Here is a 15,267-nt window from a genome sequence, read left to right on the forward strand (position 1 = left end):
CTCACGACGGCGGCCGGACGACCGGGGCGGGGTCCGAGCGGCCCAGGGCGTCCGGCGCCCGGCCGTCGCCGGCGGCCTCCCGCCCCGCCCGGCGCAGGAGGCCGCCGGAGGCCCGCGCGCGGCGCCGCCGCGTGGCGCCCATCTGCGTCCACAGCCGGCGGATCCGCGAGCGCCGCGGCCGGTGCCGCCGCTCGTGGAGGGCGGCCACCGACGCGCCGACGACGAGGATGAGGCCCGAGAAGTAGACCCAGAACACGAACGCGAGCACGAGCCCGAACACGCCGCCGAGCCCGCCGAGCGCGCCGGCCTCGGGACCCTGCGCCGCGTAGCGGTCGAAGTCGGCCAGGTAGGTCGCGTAGAACGTGAACCCGCGCTTGGCCGCCTCGAACACGACGGCCCCCACGGCCGCCCCCCACAGCGCGCTCCGCCACGGGGGGTGCGGCCGCGGCACGTAGTAGTAGAGCTGGACGAGCATGCCCACCGTCAGCACGTAGGGCACGACGAACAGGAGCACCCGGGCCACCACCCCGCCCGCGGCCTCGGCGAGGGCGGGGTCGAGTCCGACCTCGCCGGCGACCGCCCCGCTCCGCGACTGGATCACGGTGGCGACGGCCGTGATGGCGAGCGAGAGCAGGAACAGGACCCCCACCTGGACCATCATTCGGAGGTCGAAGGCGTACCCCCCGAAGAGCGACCGCATCTGGTGGCGCCGCTCGCCCATGGCCGCCCCGACCACGTAGCGGAGCGTGGCGAACAGCGTCACGACGGTGAACAGGAAGACCGCCGCGCCGACGATCGTGAGCTGGCCCGACGCCTTCTGGAGCTCGAACACGAGCGCGACCAGTTCGTCGCTCTGGCCCGGCGGCAGGAACGTGCGCAGGAACGAGGCCACGGTCGTGAACGAGTCCTGCCCCCGCAGAATGAGCCCGAACACGCCGGCCGCCAGCAGGAGCAGCGGGAGCAGCGTGACGAGCGTCTTGAACGAGATCGCCTGCGCCCACAGGAAGATGGGGTCCGTCATCAACACCTTGAGCAGCCCGGACCCGTAGTACTTGGACGGGCCGAGCGCGCGGCGGGCGTGATGGGAGGCGGTGCGGAGCATGGCCGGGGAGAGTACGAACGCTCACACGGGCCGGCCATCAGGGGCGGCACGGTCGCCGCCCCGCCCGGCGGGCCTACGGGCCGGGCGCGCCTGCGGGCGGGGCGGGGAGGCCCGGCAGCACGAGGTCGACGAGGGCCGGCACCGCCAGCGCGCACCACGCCGTCGCGAGCACCACGAACACCACGTTGAGCACGGCGCCCGCCCGCATCATCTGGCCGATCTCGACGCGCCCGCTCCCGAACACGATCGCGTTGGGCGGGGTGGCGACGGGGAGCATGAACGCGCACGACGCCGCGAACGTGACCGCGACGAGGACCACGAGCGGGTCGGCCGCGAACGGGAGCGCGGCGAGCACGGGCAGGAAGGCAGCGGCCGTGGCCGTGTTGCTCGTCAGCTCGGTGAGGACGACGACGACGGCGACGACGGCGCCCACGACGAGCAGGGGCGGGAGCGCGGCCGCCCCGCCCAGGCGGCCGCCGATCCACACGGCCAGGCCGGAGCCGTCGACGGCCGCCGCGAGCGAGAGGCCACCGCCGAACAGGAGCAGCACGCCCCAGGGGATCGTGACGGCGGTGGGCCAGTCGAGCAGCCGCGCCGCCCCGCCCGCAGACTCCGCCCCGCCCGCTTCTGCGGAGCGAGGGCGGGGCGGGGCGGACCGGCCGGCCGGGGCCGCGAACAAGACGAGCGCGCCGAGCAGGGCCACGCCGGCGTCGCTCGCGCCCGGCACGAGGGCGCCCCACAGCGGCCGCGTCGTCCACAGCGCGGCGACGGCCGCGAACACGGCGCCGACGCGGCGCTCGGGCGGGCTGGCCGGCCCCAGCTCGGCGCGCGTCGCGCGCACCCACGCCGCGAACGCCGCCGCGCGCTCGGGCGCCACCCCGCCCACGCGGGCCGGGAACCGGAGGAGGACGGCGTAGACGACGGCCAGCCCGAGGAGCGCGAACGGGAGCCCGACGGCGAGCCACCCCGCGAACGAGAGGTCGACGCCGTAGGCCTCGGCCACGAAGCCGGCCAGGAGCGCGTTCGTCGGCGTCCCGATCAGCGTGCCCATGCCGCCGACCGAGCACGCGTAGGCCACGCCGAGCAGGAGCGTGGTGTCGAACGCGCCCGGCGCCCCGTCCTCGCGGAGCGTGGCGGCGGCCGACGACGCGATGGGCAGCATCATGACGGCCGTGGCCGTGTTCGAGATGCCCATCGAGAGGAGCCCGGCCGTCGCGATAAAGCCGGCCAGCACGCGGCGCGGGGCGCCGCCGACGCGGTCGAGCACGGAGAGCGCGACGCGGCGGTGGAGCCCCCACCGCTCCATCGCCTTGGCGAGCAAGAACCCGCCGAGGAACAGGAGCACGATGGGGCTCGCGTACGGCGCCGCCGCCTCGTCGACCGACGCCACGCCGAGGACCGGGAACGCGACCACGGGGACGAGCGACGTCGCCGCGATCGGCAGCGCCTCGGTCATCCACCACACGGCCATCGCCAGCCCGACCGCCGCCACGCGCCACCCCGCCCCGCTCAGCCCGTCGGGGGCGGGGAGGAGGAGGAGGGCGACGAGGAGCGCCGCCCCGCCCCAGAGCCCGATCCGGGCCGGCGTCCAGCGGCTCACGACGCGGCCCCGCGGGCGGGGCGGTTATCGGCGGGGCGGGCGCCCGCCGGGGGCGCTCCGCAACGCCTGCGGCGGGCGGGGAGGAACGCGGTCATGGTCACCGGGAGCGGGGCGGTCGTCGCCGGTCCGCCTACGCCGACGCCTTGCGCTCCTCGTAGAGCGGGGCGGCGCCGTCGGTGATCGTCGCGGCCGTCACGCGGCAGATCGTGCCGGCGCGCGTGTCCGGCGCCTCGAACATGAGGTCGAGCATGGCGTCTTCGAGGACGGACCGGAGCCCGCGCGCGCCCGTCTTGAGGTCGATGGCCCGGGCCACGACGGCGTCGAGCGCCTCGTCGTCGACCACGAGCTCGATGCCGTCCATGGCGAACAGCTTCTGGTACTGCCGCACGAGCGCGTTCTTGGGCTCGGTCAGGATCCGCCGGAGGTCGGCCGGCGTGAGCGCGTCGAGCGCCGTGAGGACCGGGAGCCGGCCGATAAGCTCCGGGATGAGCCCGTACCGGAGGAGGTCGTCGGGCTCGGCGTAGCGGAAGAGCGTGGGGTCTTTCGGGTTGACCGGCCGCGGGCCGCCGTCGTCGAGCTGGAACCCGATCTGGCCGCGCGAGAGGCGCCGCGCGATCTGGCCGGCGAGCCCGTCGAAGGCGCCGCCGCAGATGAAGAGCACGTTCCGCGTGTCGAACTGGACCAGCGACTGCTCCGGGTGCTTGCGGCCGCCCTTCGGGGGCACGCCCGCGACGGTCCCCTCGAGCATCTTAAGGAGCGCCTGCTGCACGCCCTCGCCCGAGACGTCGCGCGTGATCGACGCGTTGTCGCCCTTGCGCGAGAGCTTGTCGACCTCGTCGACGTAGATGATCCCGTGCTCGGCCCGCTCGACGTCGTAGTCGGCCGCCTGGAGGAGGTGCGAGAGGATGGACTCGACGTCCTCGCCGACGTAGCCGGCCTCGGTGAGCGCCGTCGCGTCGGCGATCGAGAACGGGACGTCGAGCACGCGCGCGAGCGTCCGCGCGAGCAGCGTCTTGCCCGTCCCCGACGGCCCGAGGAGCAGGATGTTCGACTTTTCGACCTCGACGTCGTCGTAGGCGTGGAGGTACTCCTCGGACTCGATCCGCTTGTAGTGGTTGTAGACGGCGACCGAGAGCGCGCGCTTGGCCCCGTCCTGCCCGATCACGTGGGCGTCGAGGGCCGCCTTGATCTCGCGCGGCCGCATCCGCTGCGGCCGCCCCGCCCCGCCCCGCCCGACGCGGCTGGCGGCCGGCACGTAGGGCTGGAGGTCGCCCCGGACGATCCCGGAGGCGTCGTGGATGCAGCGGTCGCAGATGTAGACGTCGGGGCCGGCCACCATCGAGGTGACCTCGTGGGCGGTCCGGCTGCAGAACGAGCAGCGGATGACGTCGTCGCCTCCAATGGGCATGGGCGCGGGAGCAGGGCGGCCCGCCAATCTAGGACACGCCGGGGGAGCGGAGGGGCCGCCCCGCGCAGCAGGTAGAGCAGGTAGAGCAGGTAGAGCAGGTAGAGCAGGTAGAGCAGGTAGAGCAGGTAGAGCAGGTAGAGCAGGTAGAGCAGGTAGAGCAGGTAGAGCAGGTAGAGCAGGTAGAGCAGGTAGAGCAGGTAGAGCAGGTAGAGCAGGTAGAGCAGGTAGAGCAGGTAGAGCAGGGGGCGGGGCGGCGGCCGAAAAGTTCCGCGGCGCTCCCGCCCCGCCCGGTGGCGTGAGCGGGGCGGGGTGGGCACCTTGCTCTTCCCGCTCTTCCCGCTCTTCCCGCTCTTCCCGCTCTTCCCGCTCTTCCCGCTCTTCCCGCTCTTCCCGCTCTTCCCGCTCTTCCCGCTCTTCCCGCTCTTCCCGCTCTTCCCGCTCTCCTCTCCGATTTCCCCGACGCCTCGCTTGACGCCGGGCGCCCAGGGTTCACCTTAGGGGGTCCCGCTCCCTCCGCAGCCCGCCCCGCGCCCGTGCCGCTCCCCGCCCCCTTCGTCGAACGCCTCGAGCAGATCGTCCCCGCCGGCCGCTTCGACGCGGTCCTCGCCTCGTTCGAGGCGCCCGTCTCGACGGGCTTCCGCGTCAACACGCTCCTCGTGCCCGAGGACGAGACCGTCGAGGCGCTCCGCGGCGAGAGCGTCCCGGTCGAGGCCGTCGCCGGCGTGCCCGGCGCGTACGCCGTCCCGTCGGAGGGCCGCGCGGCGCTGCTCGCGTCGCGGCCCTACGCCGAGGGCCACGTCTACGTCCAGAACGTGTCGAGCCAGCTGCCGCCCCACGCGCTCGCCGCCCGCGAGGGCGACCGCGTCCTCGACCTGTGCGCGGCGCCGGGCTCGAAGACGGGCCAGCTCTCGGCGCTCGTCGGCGCCGAAGGCGAGGTGACGGCTGTCGAGAAGGTGCGGCCCCGGTTCTACAAGCTGAAGGCCAACGTCTACGCCCAGGGCGCGACGAACGTGCTCCCGTGGATGGGGAACGGGGCCGTCTACTGGCGCCGCGAGCCCGAGGCGTTCGACCGCGTGCTCGTCGACGCGCCGTGCTCGACCGAGGGCCGGTTCCGCACGCACGACCCGGAGACGACGGCGTACTGGAGCCCGCGCAAGGTGAAGGAGATGCGGTCGAAGCAGGTCAAGCTGCTGTGGGCCGGCATCCAGGCGCTCAAGCCCGGCGGCACGCTCGTCTACTCGACGTGCACGTTCTCGCCCGAGGAGAACGAGGGCGTCGTCGCCAAGGCGCTCCGCACGTTCGGCGATGCCATCGAGGTCGTCGACGCCGGCCTGCCGACGACCGGCCCGGTCGCGGCGCAGGCGGTCCCCGGGCTCACCGAGTGGCGCGGGCGGCCGTTCCCCGAGGCCGCCGCGAACACGCGGCGCGTGCTCCCGAACGGCCTGCTCGAAGGGTTCTTCGTGGCCCGGATCGCCAAGCACGCCTCGACGGTCGACCAGAACGGGCAGAACGGGCACAGCTAAGCCGCCCCGCCCGCACGCGCCGCGCTACCGTCCGAGCGGCGCCGCCCCGCCGCGCCCACGATTCCGCACGGGCGGGGCGGGATCGAGCCGGTCCGCGTCGAGTCCGTCCAGGTCCAGGTTGATCCTATGGCCGATCCGGTCGGGGCGGGGCGGGGCGGTCTCGGCCGCGAGCGGGTCGTCGGTCGCCGTGACGATGGCTTCGAGGTGCTCGATCCGACGCTGGAGCCGCGCGAGGTCTTGGGGCGCCCCCGGCGGGAGGGTGCGGGCGTCGAGCGTCTCGTCGAGGAGCGTCCGCAGCCGGGCGTCGGTGGCTTCCTCTCCCATCAGCTCGCGCGTTCGGCGGTCGACCCACGCCTGGCCGGTGTGCGTCCCGAACACGCTCGCGGCGTGCTTCGTGAGCCCGAAGCCCCAGCCCAGGAGCGGCCAGAAAAACCACAGGTACCCCGGCGAGGTCAGCAGGTTGACGGTCACGAGCACGGCCATCGTGACGGCGAACTTGGCCAGGTGCGCGTAGAACGCCCGCTCTCTGCGGGCCTGCCGGCGGGCGTCGGTCTCGGCAAGGTCCGTGGGCATAGCGGGGTAGGCGGTGGCCGTGCGCGTACGGCCCGCCCCGCCCCCGAGGTTTCACCCCGCCCTCACACGGGCGACGTGGCGCCCGGCTCGGGCGGGGCGGCCTGGTAGCCCGGCCCGACGAGCACGCGGAGCGCGGCGGGGACCACCTCGAACGTGATCGGGTCGTTCGTCCTGAGCTCGCCGTCGACGTTGAACCACATGCCGGGCGTCGAGGTGACGGCCACGCGCTCGACCTGGTCAAACACGATGCCGTCGTCGTTGAGGTAGTCGCCGGCGGCGGCGCGCGCGAGGAGCCGGGCGACGTCGAGGCCGGTCCCGGACCGGACCAGGACCACGTCGAGGAGCCCGTCCTCGGGGCTCGCGCGCGGGGCCACGGGTCGCCCGCCCCCGGCCGTCCGCCCGTTGGCGACGACGATGTTGAAGGCGTCGACGGTCTCGGCCGGGCCGCCGCCCCAGGTCACGTGCGTGCGGTAGCCGTCGAGGGCGGGGAGGGCCTTGACGCCGCCGACGAGGTAGGCCAGCGGCCCCCACGTCGCCTTGAGGTCGTCGGTCAGGATCTCGTCGACGGCCCCGCTGAACCCGCCGGCGCACGCGTTGACGGCGTACTGCGTCTGACCCTCGCCGTCGGGGTGCGACACGCGGATGAGGTCGAGCGTCCGCGTGGACGCGTGGCCGAGCGCCTCGACGGCGGCGCCGACCGGCTGTTTCAGCGGGAGCCCGAGCGTCCGCGCGAAGTCGTTGCCGGTGCCCAGCGGGAGCACGCCGAGGGCGGGGCGGTCCTCGGCTGAGCCGCCGGCCTCCATGAGCCCGTTCGCGACGAGGTGGATCGTCCCATCGCCGCCGGCGGCGACGACCACGTCGTGCCCGGTGCGGGCGGCGTCGGCGGCGGCGGCGATCGTGTCGTCGGGGTTCTCGCAGGCCACGAGCTCGACGCCGCGGTACGTCCGCAGCGCGTCGACGTCGGCTCCGGGCGCGCTGCCGGCGTTCGAGTTGTAGAGGACGAGCATGGGGCGGGGTAGGGTGGAGCGGGTGAACGTCGCGGGCGCCCCGAGGTGCCGGCGCCCCGCCACCCCGCTCCGGGGGCGGGGCGGGGGCGGGGCGGATGACGGCCCGCTGGCACCGCCCCGCCCGACGTTGCGGGCATGACTCGCCGCTCCGCCACCCCGCCCGATGCCGGTCTGTCCGAGACCGCCCCGCCCGGCGTCTCGCCCGCGACTAGCCGCTTTTTCCTCTGCTCCTACTGGCCGCTCGTCAAGACGCTCGGCGGGCGCCGGGCCGTCGAGGCGTACGGGCTCCCGCCGTACGCGAACGGGATGAGCCGGCGCGAGCCCGACTTCGAGCATGCCCGCCCCGCCCTCACGTCGTCGAGCCGCGGCCGCGGGTTCGTCCCGCGCCTCTCCGTCGGCGACGCCGTCGTGTTCACAACGACGAAGGGGCGGTGGGGCGGGGGCGCCGGCGCCCACTGGCGGCTCGTCGCCGTGCTCGAGGTGAGCGACCGCTTCGGGACGCACGCCGAGGCGGCCGCGTGGTACCAGGCCGCCGGCCTCCGCCCGCCCGGCAACCTCGTCGTCGACGGGAACCCGCCGCTGCCCGCCCCGCTCACGCTCCACCACGGCCGCGTCCACGACGGAGGCTGGGACGCCGTGTGCCGCGAGCGCGCGGCGGCGTGCGGCGTCGTCCTCGCCTGCCGGACCCGGCTCCTCGACCTCTACGACCCGCCCGCCGTCACGCAGGACGACTGGCTCGCCGTGTTCGGCGGCGTGCCCAACACCCGGACGCCGCCCCAGATTTCCGAAGCCCAGTTCGACCGGCTCCTCGCGCTTACCGACGCGCGGCGGGCGGCGCCGGCTCGGCCGCCCCGCCCCGCCCATCGGGCGGCGTAGTCGGGCGTTCGGCCGCGCCCGTGGGCGGGACGGCGGGGCGGGGCGGGGGCGCCCAGTCGGCGAACGACGGGCGCGGGGCGACCGGCCACGGGGACGGAATGACGGGCGGGGTGGACGCGGCCATGACGGGCGGGGGGAACGGAGGGGAGGGATCGGGCGGGACGGCGGGCGCGTCCATCAGCGGCGGCGTCCGTCGCGTTTCTGGGACGGCGGGAGAGCCGGCGGGGGCGGCCCGTAGCTTGACCCGCCCGCCTGCACGTCCCATGCCACGCCTCCCCGCCCTCGTGCTCCTCGCCCTGCTCGCCACCGGCGCCCGCGCCCAGACCGAGGCGCTCGCCTACGACGGCGGGTGGACCGAGCGGACCGCCGGCGAGGCGCTCGTCTCCCTCCCCGACGGCTACGACGCCGACCCCGAGGCGCGGTGGCCGCTCCTCCTGTTCCTCCACGGGGCCGGCGAGCGGGGCGACAGCCTCGCGCTCGTGGGCGTCCACGGGCCGCTCAAGGAGCGGCGGGCGGGGCGGGACCTCCCGTTGGCTTCGCCGACCTCACGGTTTGTCGTCGTCGCGCCGCAGGTGCCCGAGGGCCAGCGGTGGACGACCGGGCGCGTGGTCGCGGCGCTCGACGACGCGCTCGCGCGCTACCGCGTGGACGCCGACCGCGTCTACCTCACGGGCTTGTCGATGGGCGGGTACGGGACGTGGGAGGCGATCGAGAAGGTGCCCGAGCGGTTCGCGGCGGCCGTCCCCGTGTGCGGCGGCGGCAACCGGCTCGGGATCGGGGCGGCTCGCGACGTGCCGGTGTGGGCGTTCCACGGGGCCATGGACACGGTCGTCCCGGTCGGCGCGTCGGTCGAGATGGTCCGCGCGCTCCGCGAGGCGGGCGGGGCGGTCCGGTTCACGGTCTACCCCGACGCCGGCCACGACGCGTGGACGGAGACCTACGCCAACCCGGCGGTTTACGAGTGGCTGTTGCAGCACCGCCTGAGCGACCGGGCGGGGCGGTAGCCGGGAAACGCCCGCCCCGCCCACGCCGGGGCGGCGCTACACCTGGAGCGAGTACCCGGTGATCAGGAGCGCCAGGGCGGCGAGGAGCCCGGCCGTCACGGCCGCGTGGTACGCCTTGTTCGCCGTGACGGCGAGCGAGGCGGTCGCGAGGGCGGAGGCGAGCATGACCCACGGCGGCGCCCGCTCCCACGAGCCGTAGTTGAACCCGTAGTCCAGGGCGATGTGGACGAACAGCAGCGTCCAGAGCCCGAAGACGTACCGCCGGTTGCGGACGTAGTACGCCAGCAGGTCCGGCTCATCGGCGTCGCCGTCGGGGAGGGCCGCCGCGCACACGAGGACCAGCAGGAGCGGCGTGACGAGGTGGAACGCGAACCGCCAGAGCGACCGAAACGTGTCGTAGCCGCCGATCTCGGTGAAGATCCACCAGTAGAGGACGACGAACAGGAACGTGATCACGACCCAGGCCGCCGGGAGCGCGTGCCACTGCCGCCCCGCCCGAACCGAGCGGTGCACGCTGAACACGAGGTCGGCGAGTCCGAGCCCGACGAGGATGCCGACGAACGGGAAGAGGACGGTGAGCCGATCCACAAGCAGGAGGGCGGACCCAGAGGGCGGGGCGGTCCGAGGATAGCGCCCGCCCCGCCCCCGGGGCTTTCCCGAACCGACCCCCGTCGGAAACCGCGGGCGGGGCGGGGCGGTGCCCGGGGCCTGCCGCCCCGCCCCGACGCAATCGGCCCCTATGCCCGAAGGTCCCGAAGTCCAGCGCGCCGCCGACCGCCTCCACGACGCCCTCGCCGGGCGCGAGATCCGCGCCATCGGCGCCCGGACGAAGGCGGCCAAGGCGTGGCTGGAGGAGCACCCCGACGCCTTCGTCGGCCGCCGCGTCGAGCGCGTGACGGCCCACGGCAAGCACCTCCTGGGCACCGTCGAGGGCGACCTCTTTTTCCACTCGCACTTCCTCATGTGGGGCCGGTGGCACGTCGTCGCCCCGGACGACCCGGCCGTCGAGACGCGCGACCGCCGCGAGCGCGGGCGGATCGTGACCGACGACGCGGCGGCGCTCCTCTACTCGGCGCCCCAGTTCGACGTCGGCCGCGGCGACCCGTACGACGTCCTCCCCGCCCTCCCGCGGCTCGGCCCGGACGTGCTCCCCGAGGGCGGGGCGGCCTTCGACGCCGACGAGTTCCTCCGCCGCCTCGACCCCGACCGGACGATCGGCGCCGCGCTCCTCGACCAGACCGTGGCCGCGGGCATCGGCAACTACCTCCGCGCCGAGATCCTCTACGTGTGCCGCATGGACCCGTGGCGGCTCGTGGGCGAGCTCGACGACGCCGAGCGCGCGTGCCTCGTGCTCGAGGTGCCCCGCCTGTGCCGGCTGGCCTACGAGCGGGGCGGCCAAACCGTCCCCGACGCCGCCCGCGAGCGGCAGGCGGCCGACCGCGACCTCCGCTACTCGCCGCACGCCCATGCCTGGAACACGCGGCACTGGGTGTTCCGCCGGACGAACCTCCCGTGCCTGACGTGCGACGACTACGTCCGCCAAAAGCACCAGCTCACGCGCGAGTGGACGGACGACGAGACGGGCGAGACGGTCGAGAAAAAGCGGATCATCTACTTCTGCCCGACCTGCCAGGGCACGAGCCTCGCGCTCAAGCCGCCCCGCCCGCACAAGGACCGCCGGCCGCCGGATTCGGAGTGGGCCGCGCCCGACGAGGAGACCGACCCCGAGGGCGTCGATGCCTGACCGCCCCGCCCCGCCCGCCGCGTTCGGCGCCTTCGCCCAGGCGCTCGGCGACATCGCCGCGCTCCCCGGCCGCAACGACAAGGCCGACCGGCTCGGCGCGCTCCTCGCCGACCTCGACGACGACGACCTCGCGCGTGCCGCGCGGTGGGCCGCCGGCCGCGTGTTCCCGCTCAGCGACCAGCGGACGGTCAGCGTCGGGTTCGCCGCGATCCGCAAGGCCCTCGCCGCCGCGAGCGGGGCGGACGACGACGCGCTCCGGGCCGCGCTCGTCCGCCTGGGCGACCCCGGCGACGTGGCCGCCGAGGCGCTGGCCGAGCGCGCCGCTGGCCGCCCCGCCCCGCCCGAGCCGCTGACGCTGGGCGGGGCGGAGTCGTTTTTCGAGGACCTCGCTGCCACCCGCGGGTCGGGCGCCAAGACCGAGGCCGTGGCCGGCGTGCTCGGGCGCGTGGGGCCGGAGGAGGCCCGCTACCTCGTCAAGCTGCTCGCCGGCGACCTCCGCATCGGGATGCTGGAGGGCGGGGTGGAGAACGCGCTCGCGCGGCTGTACGAGCGCGACCTCGGCGCCGTCAAGCGCGCCAACATGCTCACGGGCGACATCGGCGAGACGGCGGTCCTCGCGCGGCACGACCGGCTGGGCGAGGCGACGATGCGGCTGTTCCACCCGATCAAGTTCATGCTCGCGACCGCCGCTGAGGAGACCGACGAGCGGACACTGGCCGAGGAGGTCGCCCGCCAGATCGCCCCGCCCTTCGCCGTCGAGGACAAGTTCGACGGCATCCGCGCGCAGGCCCACGTCGAGCCCCAGGCGCAGGCCGAGGCCGCCGACGCGCCCGGCGTGGACCGCCCCGCCCTCCACGGCGAGGTCGTGGACGCGGGCGGGGCGGTGGTCCGCGTCGCCCTCTTTTCGCGGACGCTCGACGCCGTCACGCGCTCGTTCCCCGACCTGACGGCCGCCCTCGCGGCCCTCGCCGCGGACGTGCCGGGCGGGGTGGTCCTGGACGGCGAGGTCGTCCCGCTGGGCGAGGGCGGCCGGCTCGCGCCGTTCCAGACGTTGCAGAAGCGGCTCGGGCGGAAGCGGGTGCCGCAGGCGCTTCGGGACGAGGCGCCCGTGGGCTACGTGGTCTACGACGTGCTCGCGTGGGACGGCGAGCCCGTCCTCGACCTCTCCTACCGCGAGCGTCAGGCGCTCCTCGACCGGCTCGGGCTCGGCGCGGGCGGGGCGGTCCGCCGCTCGGCCGTCCAGGCGGTCGAGGACCCGGACACGCTAGACGAGCTATTCGACGCGGCGCGGGCGCGCGGCAACGAGGGGCTCATGGTGAAGGCGCTCGACGCGCCGTACGTGCCAGGCCGGCGCGGGCGCGACTGGCTCAAGGTCAAAAAGGCGCTGGCCACGCTCGACGTCGTCGTCACGGCCGTCGAGGTGGGGAGCGGCGGGCGGCGCCACCTGCTCTCCGACTTCACGTTCGCCGTCCGCCGGAGCGAGAGCGACGGCACGCTCCTCAATGTGGGCAAGGCGTACTCCGGCCTCACCGACGCCGAACTGGCCGCGCTGACCGAGTGGTTTAAGGCCCACACGCTCGAAACGTTCGCCCACGGCAAGGTGCGGACGGTCGAGCCCGAGGTCGTGGTCGAGGTCGCGTTCGACAACGTGCAGGTCTCGAAGCGGCATAAGGGCGGCTACGCGCTCCGCTTCCCGCGCATCGTCCGCCTGCGGGACGACAAGCCGGTCGGGGAGATCGACACGATCGAGACCGTCGCCGCGCTGGCGGGCGGGGCGGGGCGGTGAGTGGGAGCGGCGGTACTATCTCGCCTGCTTCCCCTGGTTGCGCCCGAAAACGTCGCCTCCGCGGGGGGGACGGCCCCGCCTCCGCCGCCGATGGTGGTGGGGCGGGAGGGCTGGGGAAGGTCCTCCCACTCGTCCCTCCGCGTCTCGTCTTGTCCGTACCGCCTCGTTGAACCGCCCCGGGTTTGCCGGAGTCGAGGAGCGACGGCTTGGGTTCAGCGCCAGGAGCGTCGGTCTCCCGTGGCGCCCTTTCCGATGGAAGGGGCGCCGCGAGTTCCGGGGCCGCGCCAAACGCGGAGGTCGTTGACGGGAGACGAATGCCTACATGCCCCGACCGCTGCCAGCGAAGCGACCGCCCCGTCTAGCGCGCTCCGGCCGACGCCATACCGCCTCGGGCCGCTCCGTCAGACAGCCTCTACAGTAGGCCGTCGCACTCGGCGGACGTGTGGCAGGTGGCGATGTCGTCGATCCGGATGAACGACGTGGTGCTCAGGTCCCACTTCGACGTGCCGCCACCGTTGAAGACCTGGATCAGCGCCTCGTCTATCGTGTGGTTGTTGTCCATCCACAGGATGTCGCCCCTGCTGGCCTTCGAGTTGCCAAACCCAGCCGGGTCGTCGTTCTCCTTCAGCCACACCTTGAGACGGCCGTCGTTATTGGCCTTGGTGTTCATGCCGACGTAGATCCGGACCACGTACTGTTTGCCAGCCGTGACGTCGAACCCGGTGTCCACGTACTCGCCGGTGCAGCTGAGCTGGCCCTTGTAGTAGATGTACGCGTAGAGGCGAGCCGTGTTGGGGCTCGACGTCCGGTCGCCGCGCCACATCATGCGCGCGCTCCAGCCCTTGCCGTCCCAGCCCGGATCGCCGCCGGTGTTGCCGTCGCCGCCCGCCATTCCGGGCAGCTTGCCACCGTTCGAGCCCTTGGGGGGCGGGGTGAAGTCGAACCCCGTCTCGAACTGGACACGGTACTGGATGTAGTAGCCGGAGCGCGGACGGATCGGCACGCGAATCTTGCCGCCGGTCCCATTGCCGTGGATACCGGGAGGGAGCCGGAAGCGGAGGGCGCCGTCGTGGACCTCCAAAAGGTTACCCCTGGAGGTCCAGTCGTTGCTGCGGGTCCACGAGAGGCCGGAGCCGAAGTCGCTCTCCGCGTCGCTCTCGCGGTACCGCTGGCCGTCGCTGTAGTCGTCGAAGTCGACGTAGAGCCGGCTCCCAGCGGCCGCCCCGAGAGCGCTGGCTGGGCGGGCGGGGCCGCACTCGGGGCGCTCGCCGGCCGCTGCGAGAGCGCTGGCCGAGGAGGCTGAGACGTCGGGAGCCGTCGTGTCGCACGACGTGAGGACGAACGCGGAGGCGAGCAGCGCCGAAGCGAGAAGCCGGAGGTTACCAGTAGAGCGCGTCATGAGAGCGAGAGGGGGGGACGGCACGTGGCACGCGGGAGAGTCAAGTTCCGCCCCAGGTCTCGGCGACAGACGCAGGACGTCGGATCTGGTCGAGGCGAGGGACCCGCCCTCGGTCGTGGTGACGGGCGGGGCTAGCGCTGGACGCGGCCGGACCCCGCCCCGCCCGCGAGCGCCTCGACCTCGGCCGCCGTCGAGAGGTTGAGGTCGCCGGGGATCGTCTGCTTCAGCGCGCTCGCGGCCACGGCGAAGTTCAACGCCTCCTCGGCGTCCGTCTTCGTGAGCAGCCCGTGGACGAGCCCGGCCGCGAACGAGTCGCCCCCGCCCACGCGGTCGACGAGCCGGAGGTCGTACCGGCGCGACCGCTTCGCCTCCGCGAGCGGGGCGGCCCGCCCCGCCCCGCCCAGGAGCATCGCGCTCCACCCGTTGTCGGACGCCGAGATCGATTCGCGGAGCGTGATGGCGACGGCGTCGAACCCGAAGTCGGCCTTGAGCTTCTCGGCGAGCTGGGCGTAGCCGGCCTCGTCGAGCTCGGCGTCCTCGGCCGCTTCGGCGCCCGAACCCTCCGTCGTCACGCCGAGCGAGCGGTCGGCGTCCTCCTCGTTGGCGATGCAGACGTCGACGTGCTCCATGAGCGGCCGCATCGTCGCCTGGGCCTCGTCCGTCGTCCACAGCTTCGAGCGGAAGTTGAGGTCGCACGAGACCGTCGCCCCGGCCGCCTTGGCGGCCCGGCACGCCCGCTCGACGGCCGCCTTCGGCTTGGCCCCGAGCGCCGGCGTGATCCCGGTCCAGTGGAACCAGTCGGCCCCGTCGAACGCGGCGTCCCAGTCGACCTCGTCCGGGTCCATCTCGCTCACCGCCGAGTGCGCTCGGTCGTAGACCACCTTCGACGGCCGCTGGCTCGCGCCGGTCTCCAAAAAGTAGATCCCCACCCGGTCCCCGCCGCGCACGACGAACCGCGTGTCGACGCCGAACCGGCGGAGCTGGTTGACCGCCGCCTGCCCGACCTCGTGCTCAGGGAGCTTGCACACGAACCGGGCGTCGTGGCCGAAGTGGGCGAGCGAGACGGCGACGTTGGCCTCCCCGCCCCCGTAGGTCGCGTCGAAGCGTTGGGCCTGGGTGATGCGGGTGAACCCCGGCGTCGAGAGCCGGAGCATGATCTCGCCAAACGTGACGACAGTAGACATAGGGACAGAGACAGAGAAGAGGGAAACAGAGGAACCGCCCCGCCCCCGCCTGCGCGGGGAC

Annotated in this window: 13 protein-coding genes; 5 read left to right on the forward strand and 8 right to left on the reverse strand. The window is 74.2% G+C overall.

Translation table 11 applies throughout. The features are described 5' to 3' along the window. Nucleotide 1: 1 nt before the first annotated feature. The 3 genes from RQM47_RS07750 to clpX form a co-directional block, all read right to left on the reverse strand. On the reverse strand, nt 2–1,102 hold the full coding sequence (locus RQM47_RS07750; RefSeq protein WP_311663123.1) for a YihY/virulence factor BrkB family protein: 1,101 nt from the start codon (nt 1,100–1,102) through the stop codon (nt 2–4). A 73-nt stretch (nt 1,103–1,175) separates the two neighbouring features. Beyond that, nucleotides 1,176–2,702, reverse strand: a complete 1,527-nt coding sequence (locus tag RQM47_RS07755; RefSeq protein WP_311663122.1) for an SLC13 family permease — start codon at nt 2,700–2,702, stop codon at nt 1,176–1,178. Nucleotides 2,703–2,832: 130 nt separating this feature from the next. Then, nucleotides 2,833–4,110: an ATP-dependent Clp protease ATP-binding subunit ClpX gene (gene clpX, locus RQM47_RS07760; protein ID WP_311663121.1), complete on the reverse strand. Its 1,278-nt coding sequence runs from the start codon at nt 4,108–4,110 to the stop codon at nt 2,833–2,835. A gap of 533 nt (nt 4,111–4,643) precedes the next feature. On the opposite strand from clpX, the gene RQM47_RS07765 reads away from it, so the two are divergent. Continuing rightward, nucleotides 4,644–5,633, forward strand: a complete 990-nt coding sequence (locus RQM47_RS07765; protein ID WP_311662226.1) for an RsmB/NOP family class I SAM-dependent RNA methyltransferase — start codon at nt 4,644–4,646, stop codon at nt 5,631–5,633. Between the two features lie 24 nt (nt 5,634–5,657). Here RQM47_RS07765 and RQM47_RS07770 read toward each other — a convergent pair whose 3' ends face one another. Together RQM47_RS07770 and RQM47_RS07775 are read right to left on the reverse strand one after the other, a co-directional pair. After that, nucleotides 5,658–6,206, reverse strand: a complete 549-nt coding sequence (locus RQM47_RS07770; protein WP_314008283.1) for a 2TM domain-containing protein — start codon at nt 6,204–6,206, stop codon at nt 5,658–5,660. Nucleotides 6,207–6,268: 62 nt separating this feature from the next. Further along, on the reverse strand, nt 6,269–7,213 hold the full coding sequence (locus tag RQM47_RS07775) for a diacylglycerol kinase family lipid kinase (RefSeq protein ID WP_314008286.1): 945 nt from the start codon (nt 7,211–7,213) through the stop codon (nt 6,269–6,271). Nucleotides 7,214–7,348: 135 nt separating this feature from the next. Here RQM47_RS07775 and RQM47_RS07780 point away from each other — a divergent pair, with 135 nt between their 5' ends. Both RQM47_RS07780 and RQM47_RS07785 read left to right on the forward strand, forming a co-directional pair. After that, nucleotides 7,349–8,089 carry a hypothetical protein gene (locus tag RQM47_RS07780; RefSeq protein ID WP_314008289.1) on the forward strand — a complete coding sequence of 247 codons (741 nt, stop codon included), beginning with the start codon at nt 7,349–7,351 and terminating at the stop codon, nt 8,087–8,089. Nucleotides 8,090–8,352: 263 nt separating this feature from the next. Next, a complete protein-coding gene (locus tag RQM47_RS07785; RefSeq protein ID WP_314008292.1) occupies nt 8,353–9,093 on the forward strand; it encodes a prolyl oligopeptidase family serine peptidase in 741 nt (246 codons plus the stop codon). A 36-nt stretch (nt 9,094–9,129) separates the two neighbouring features. Here RQM47_RS07785 and RQM47_RS07790 read toward each other — a convergent pair whose 3' ends face one another. Further along, nucleotides 9,130–9,681 carry a hypothetical protein gene (locus RQM47_RS07790; RefSeq protein ID WP_314008295.1) on the reverse strand — a complete coding sequence of 184 codons (552 nt, stop codon included), beginning with the start codon at nt 9,679–9,681 and terminating at the stop codon, nt 9,130–9,132. Between the two features lie 151 nt (nt 9,682–9,832). Between RQM47_RS07790 and RQM47_RS07795 the strand changes: the two genes are divergently transcribed. Together RQM47_RS07795 and RQM47_RS07800 are read left to right on the forward strand one after the other, a co-directional pair. Then, entirely contained in the window at nt 9,833–10,837 is a 1,005-nt protein-coding gene (locus tag RQM47_RS07795) for a DNA-formamidopyrimidine glycosylase family protein (protein WP_314008298.1), read from the forward strand. Beyond that, complete coding sequence (locus tag RQM47_RS07800) at nt 10,830–12,623, forward strand: hypothetical protein (protein WP_314008301.1); 1,794 nt, start codon at nt 10,830–10,832, stop codon at nt 12,621–12,623. Before RQM47_RS07795 ends, RQM47_RS07800 begins: the two co-directional genes overlap by 8 nt. A 412-nt stretch (nt 12,624–13,035) precedes the next feature. Here the strand turns inward: RQM47_RS07800 and RQM47_RS07805 are convergent, their stop codons facing one another. Both RQM47_RS07805 and RQM47_RS07810 read right to left on the reverse strand, forming a co-directional pair. Beyond that, entirely contained in the window at nt 13,036–14,022 is a 987-nt protein-coding gene (locus RQM47_RS07805; RefSeq protein ID WP_314008304.1) for a polysaccharide lyase, read from the reverse strand. Between the two features lie 131 nt (nt 14,023–14,153). Beyond that, nucleotides 14,154–15,206 (reverse strand): sugar kinase, encoded by a 1,053-nt coding sequence (locus RQM47_RS07810; RefSeq protein ID WP_311662235.1) that lies wholly within the window; start codon nt 15,204–15,206, stop codon nt 14,154–14,156. Between the last annotated feature and the right edge of the window lie 61 nt (nt 15,207–15,267).

This window comes from Rubrivirga sp. S365, from assembly GCF_032248475.1.
Lineage (GTDB): Bacteria > Bacteroidota > Rhodothermia > Rhodothermales > Rubricoccaceae > Rubrivirga > Rubrivirga litoralis.

Coding starts and splice junctions, on each gene's coding strand:
- RQM47_RS07805 (WP_314008304.1), bottom strand. CDS start 14,022: ATGACGCGCTCTACTGGTAACCTCCGGCTTCTCGCTTCGGCGCTGCTC.
- RQM47_RS07750 (WP_311663123.1), bottom strand. CDS start 1,102: ATGCTCCGCACCGCCTCCCATCACGCCCGCCGCGCGCTCGGCCCGTCC.
- RQM47_RS07770 (WP_314008283.1), bottom strand. CDS start 6,206: ATGCCCACGGACCTTGCCGAGACCGACGCCCGCCGGCAGGCCCGCAGA.
- RQM47_RS07800 (WP_314008301.1), top strand. CDS start 10,830: ATGCCTGACCGCCCCGCCCCGCCCGCCGCGTTCGGCGCCTTCGCCCAG.
- RQM47_RS07780 (WP_314008289.1), top strand. CDS start 7,349: ATGACTCGCCGCTCCGCCACCCCGCCCGATGCCGGTCTGTCCGAGACC.
- RQM47_RS07810 (WP_311662235.1), bottom strand. CDS start 15,206: ATGTCTACTGTCGTCACGTTTGGCGAGATCATGCTCCGGCTCTCGACG.
- clpX (WP_311663121.1), bottom strand. CDS start 4,110: ATGCCCATTGGAGGCGACGACGTCATCCGCTGCTCGTTCTGCAGCCGG.
- RQM47_RS07785 (WP_314008292.1), top strand. CDS start 8,353: ATGCCACGCCTCCCCGCCCTCGTGCTCCTCGCCCTGCTCGCCACCGGC.
- RQM47_RS07795 (WP_314008298.1), top strand. CDS start 9,833: ATGCCCGAAGGTCCCGAAGTCCAGCGCGCCGCCGACCGCCTCCACGAC.
- RQM47_RS07775 (WP_314008286.1), bottom strand. CDS start 7,213: ATGCTCGTCCTCTACAACTCGAACGCCGGCAGCGCGCCCGGAGCCGAC.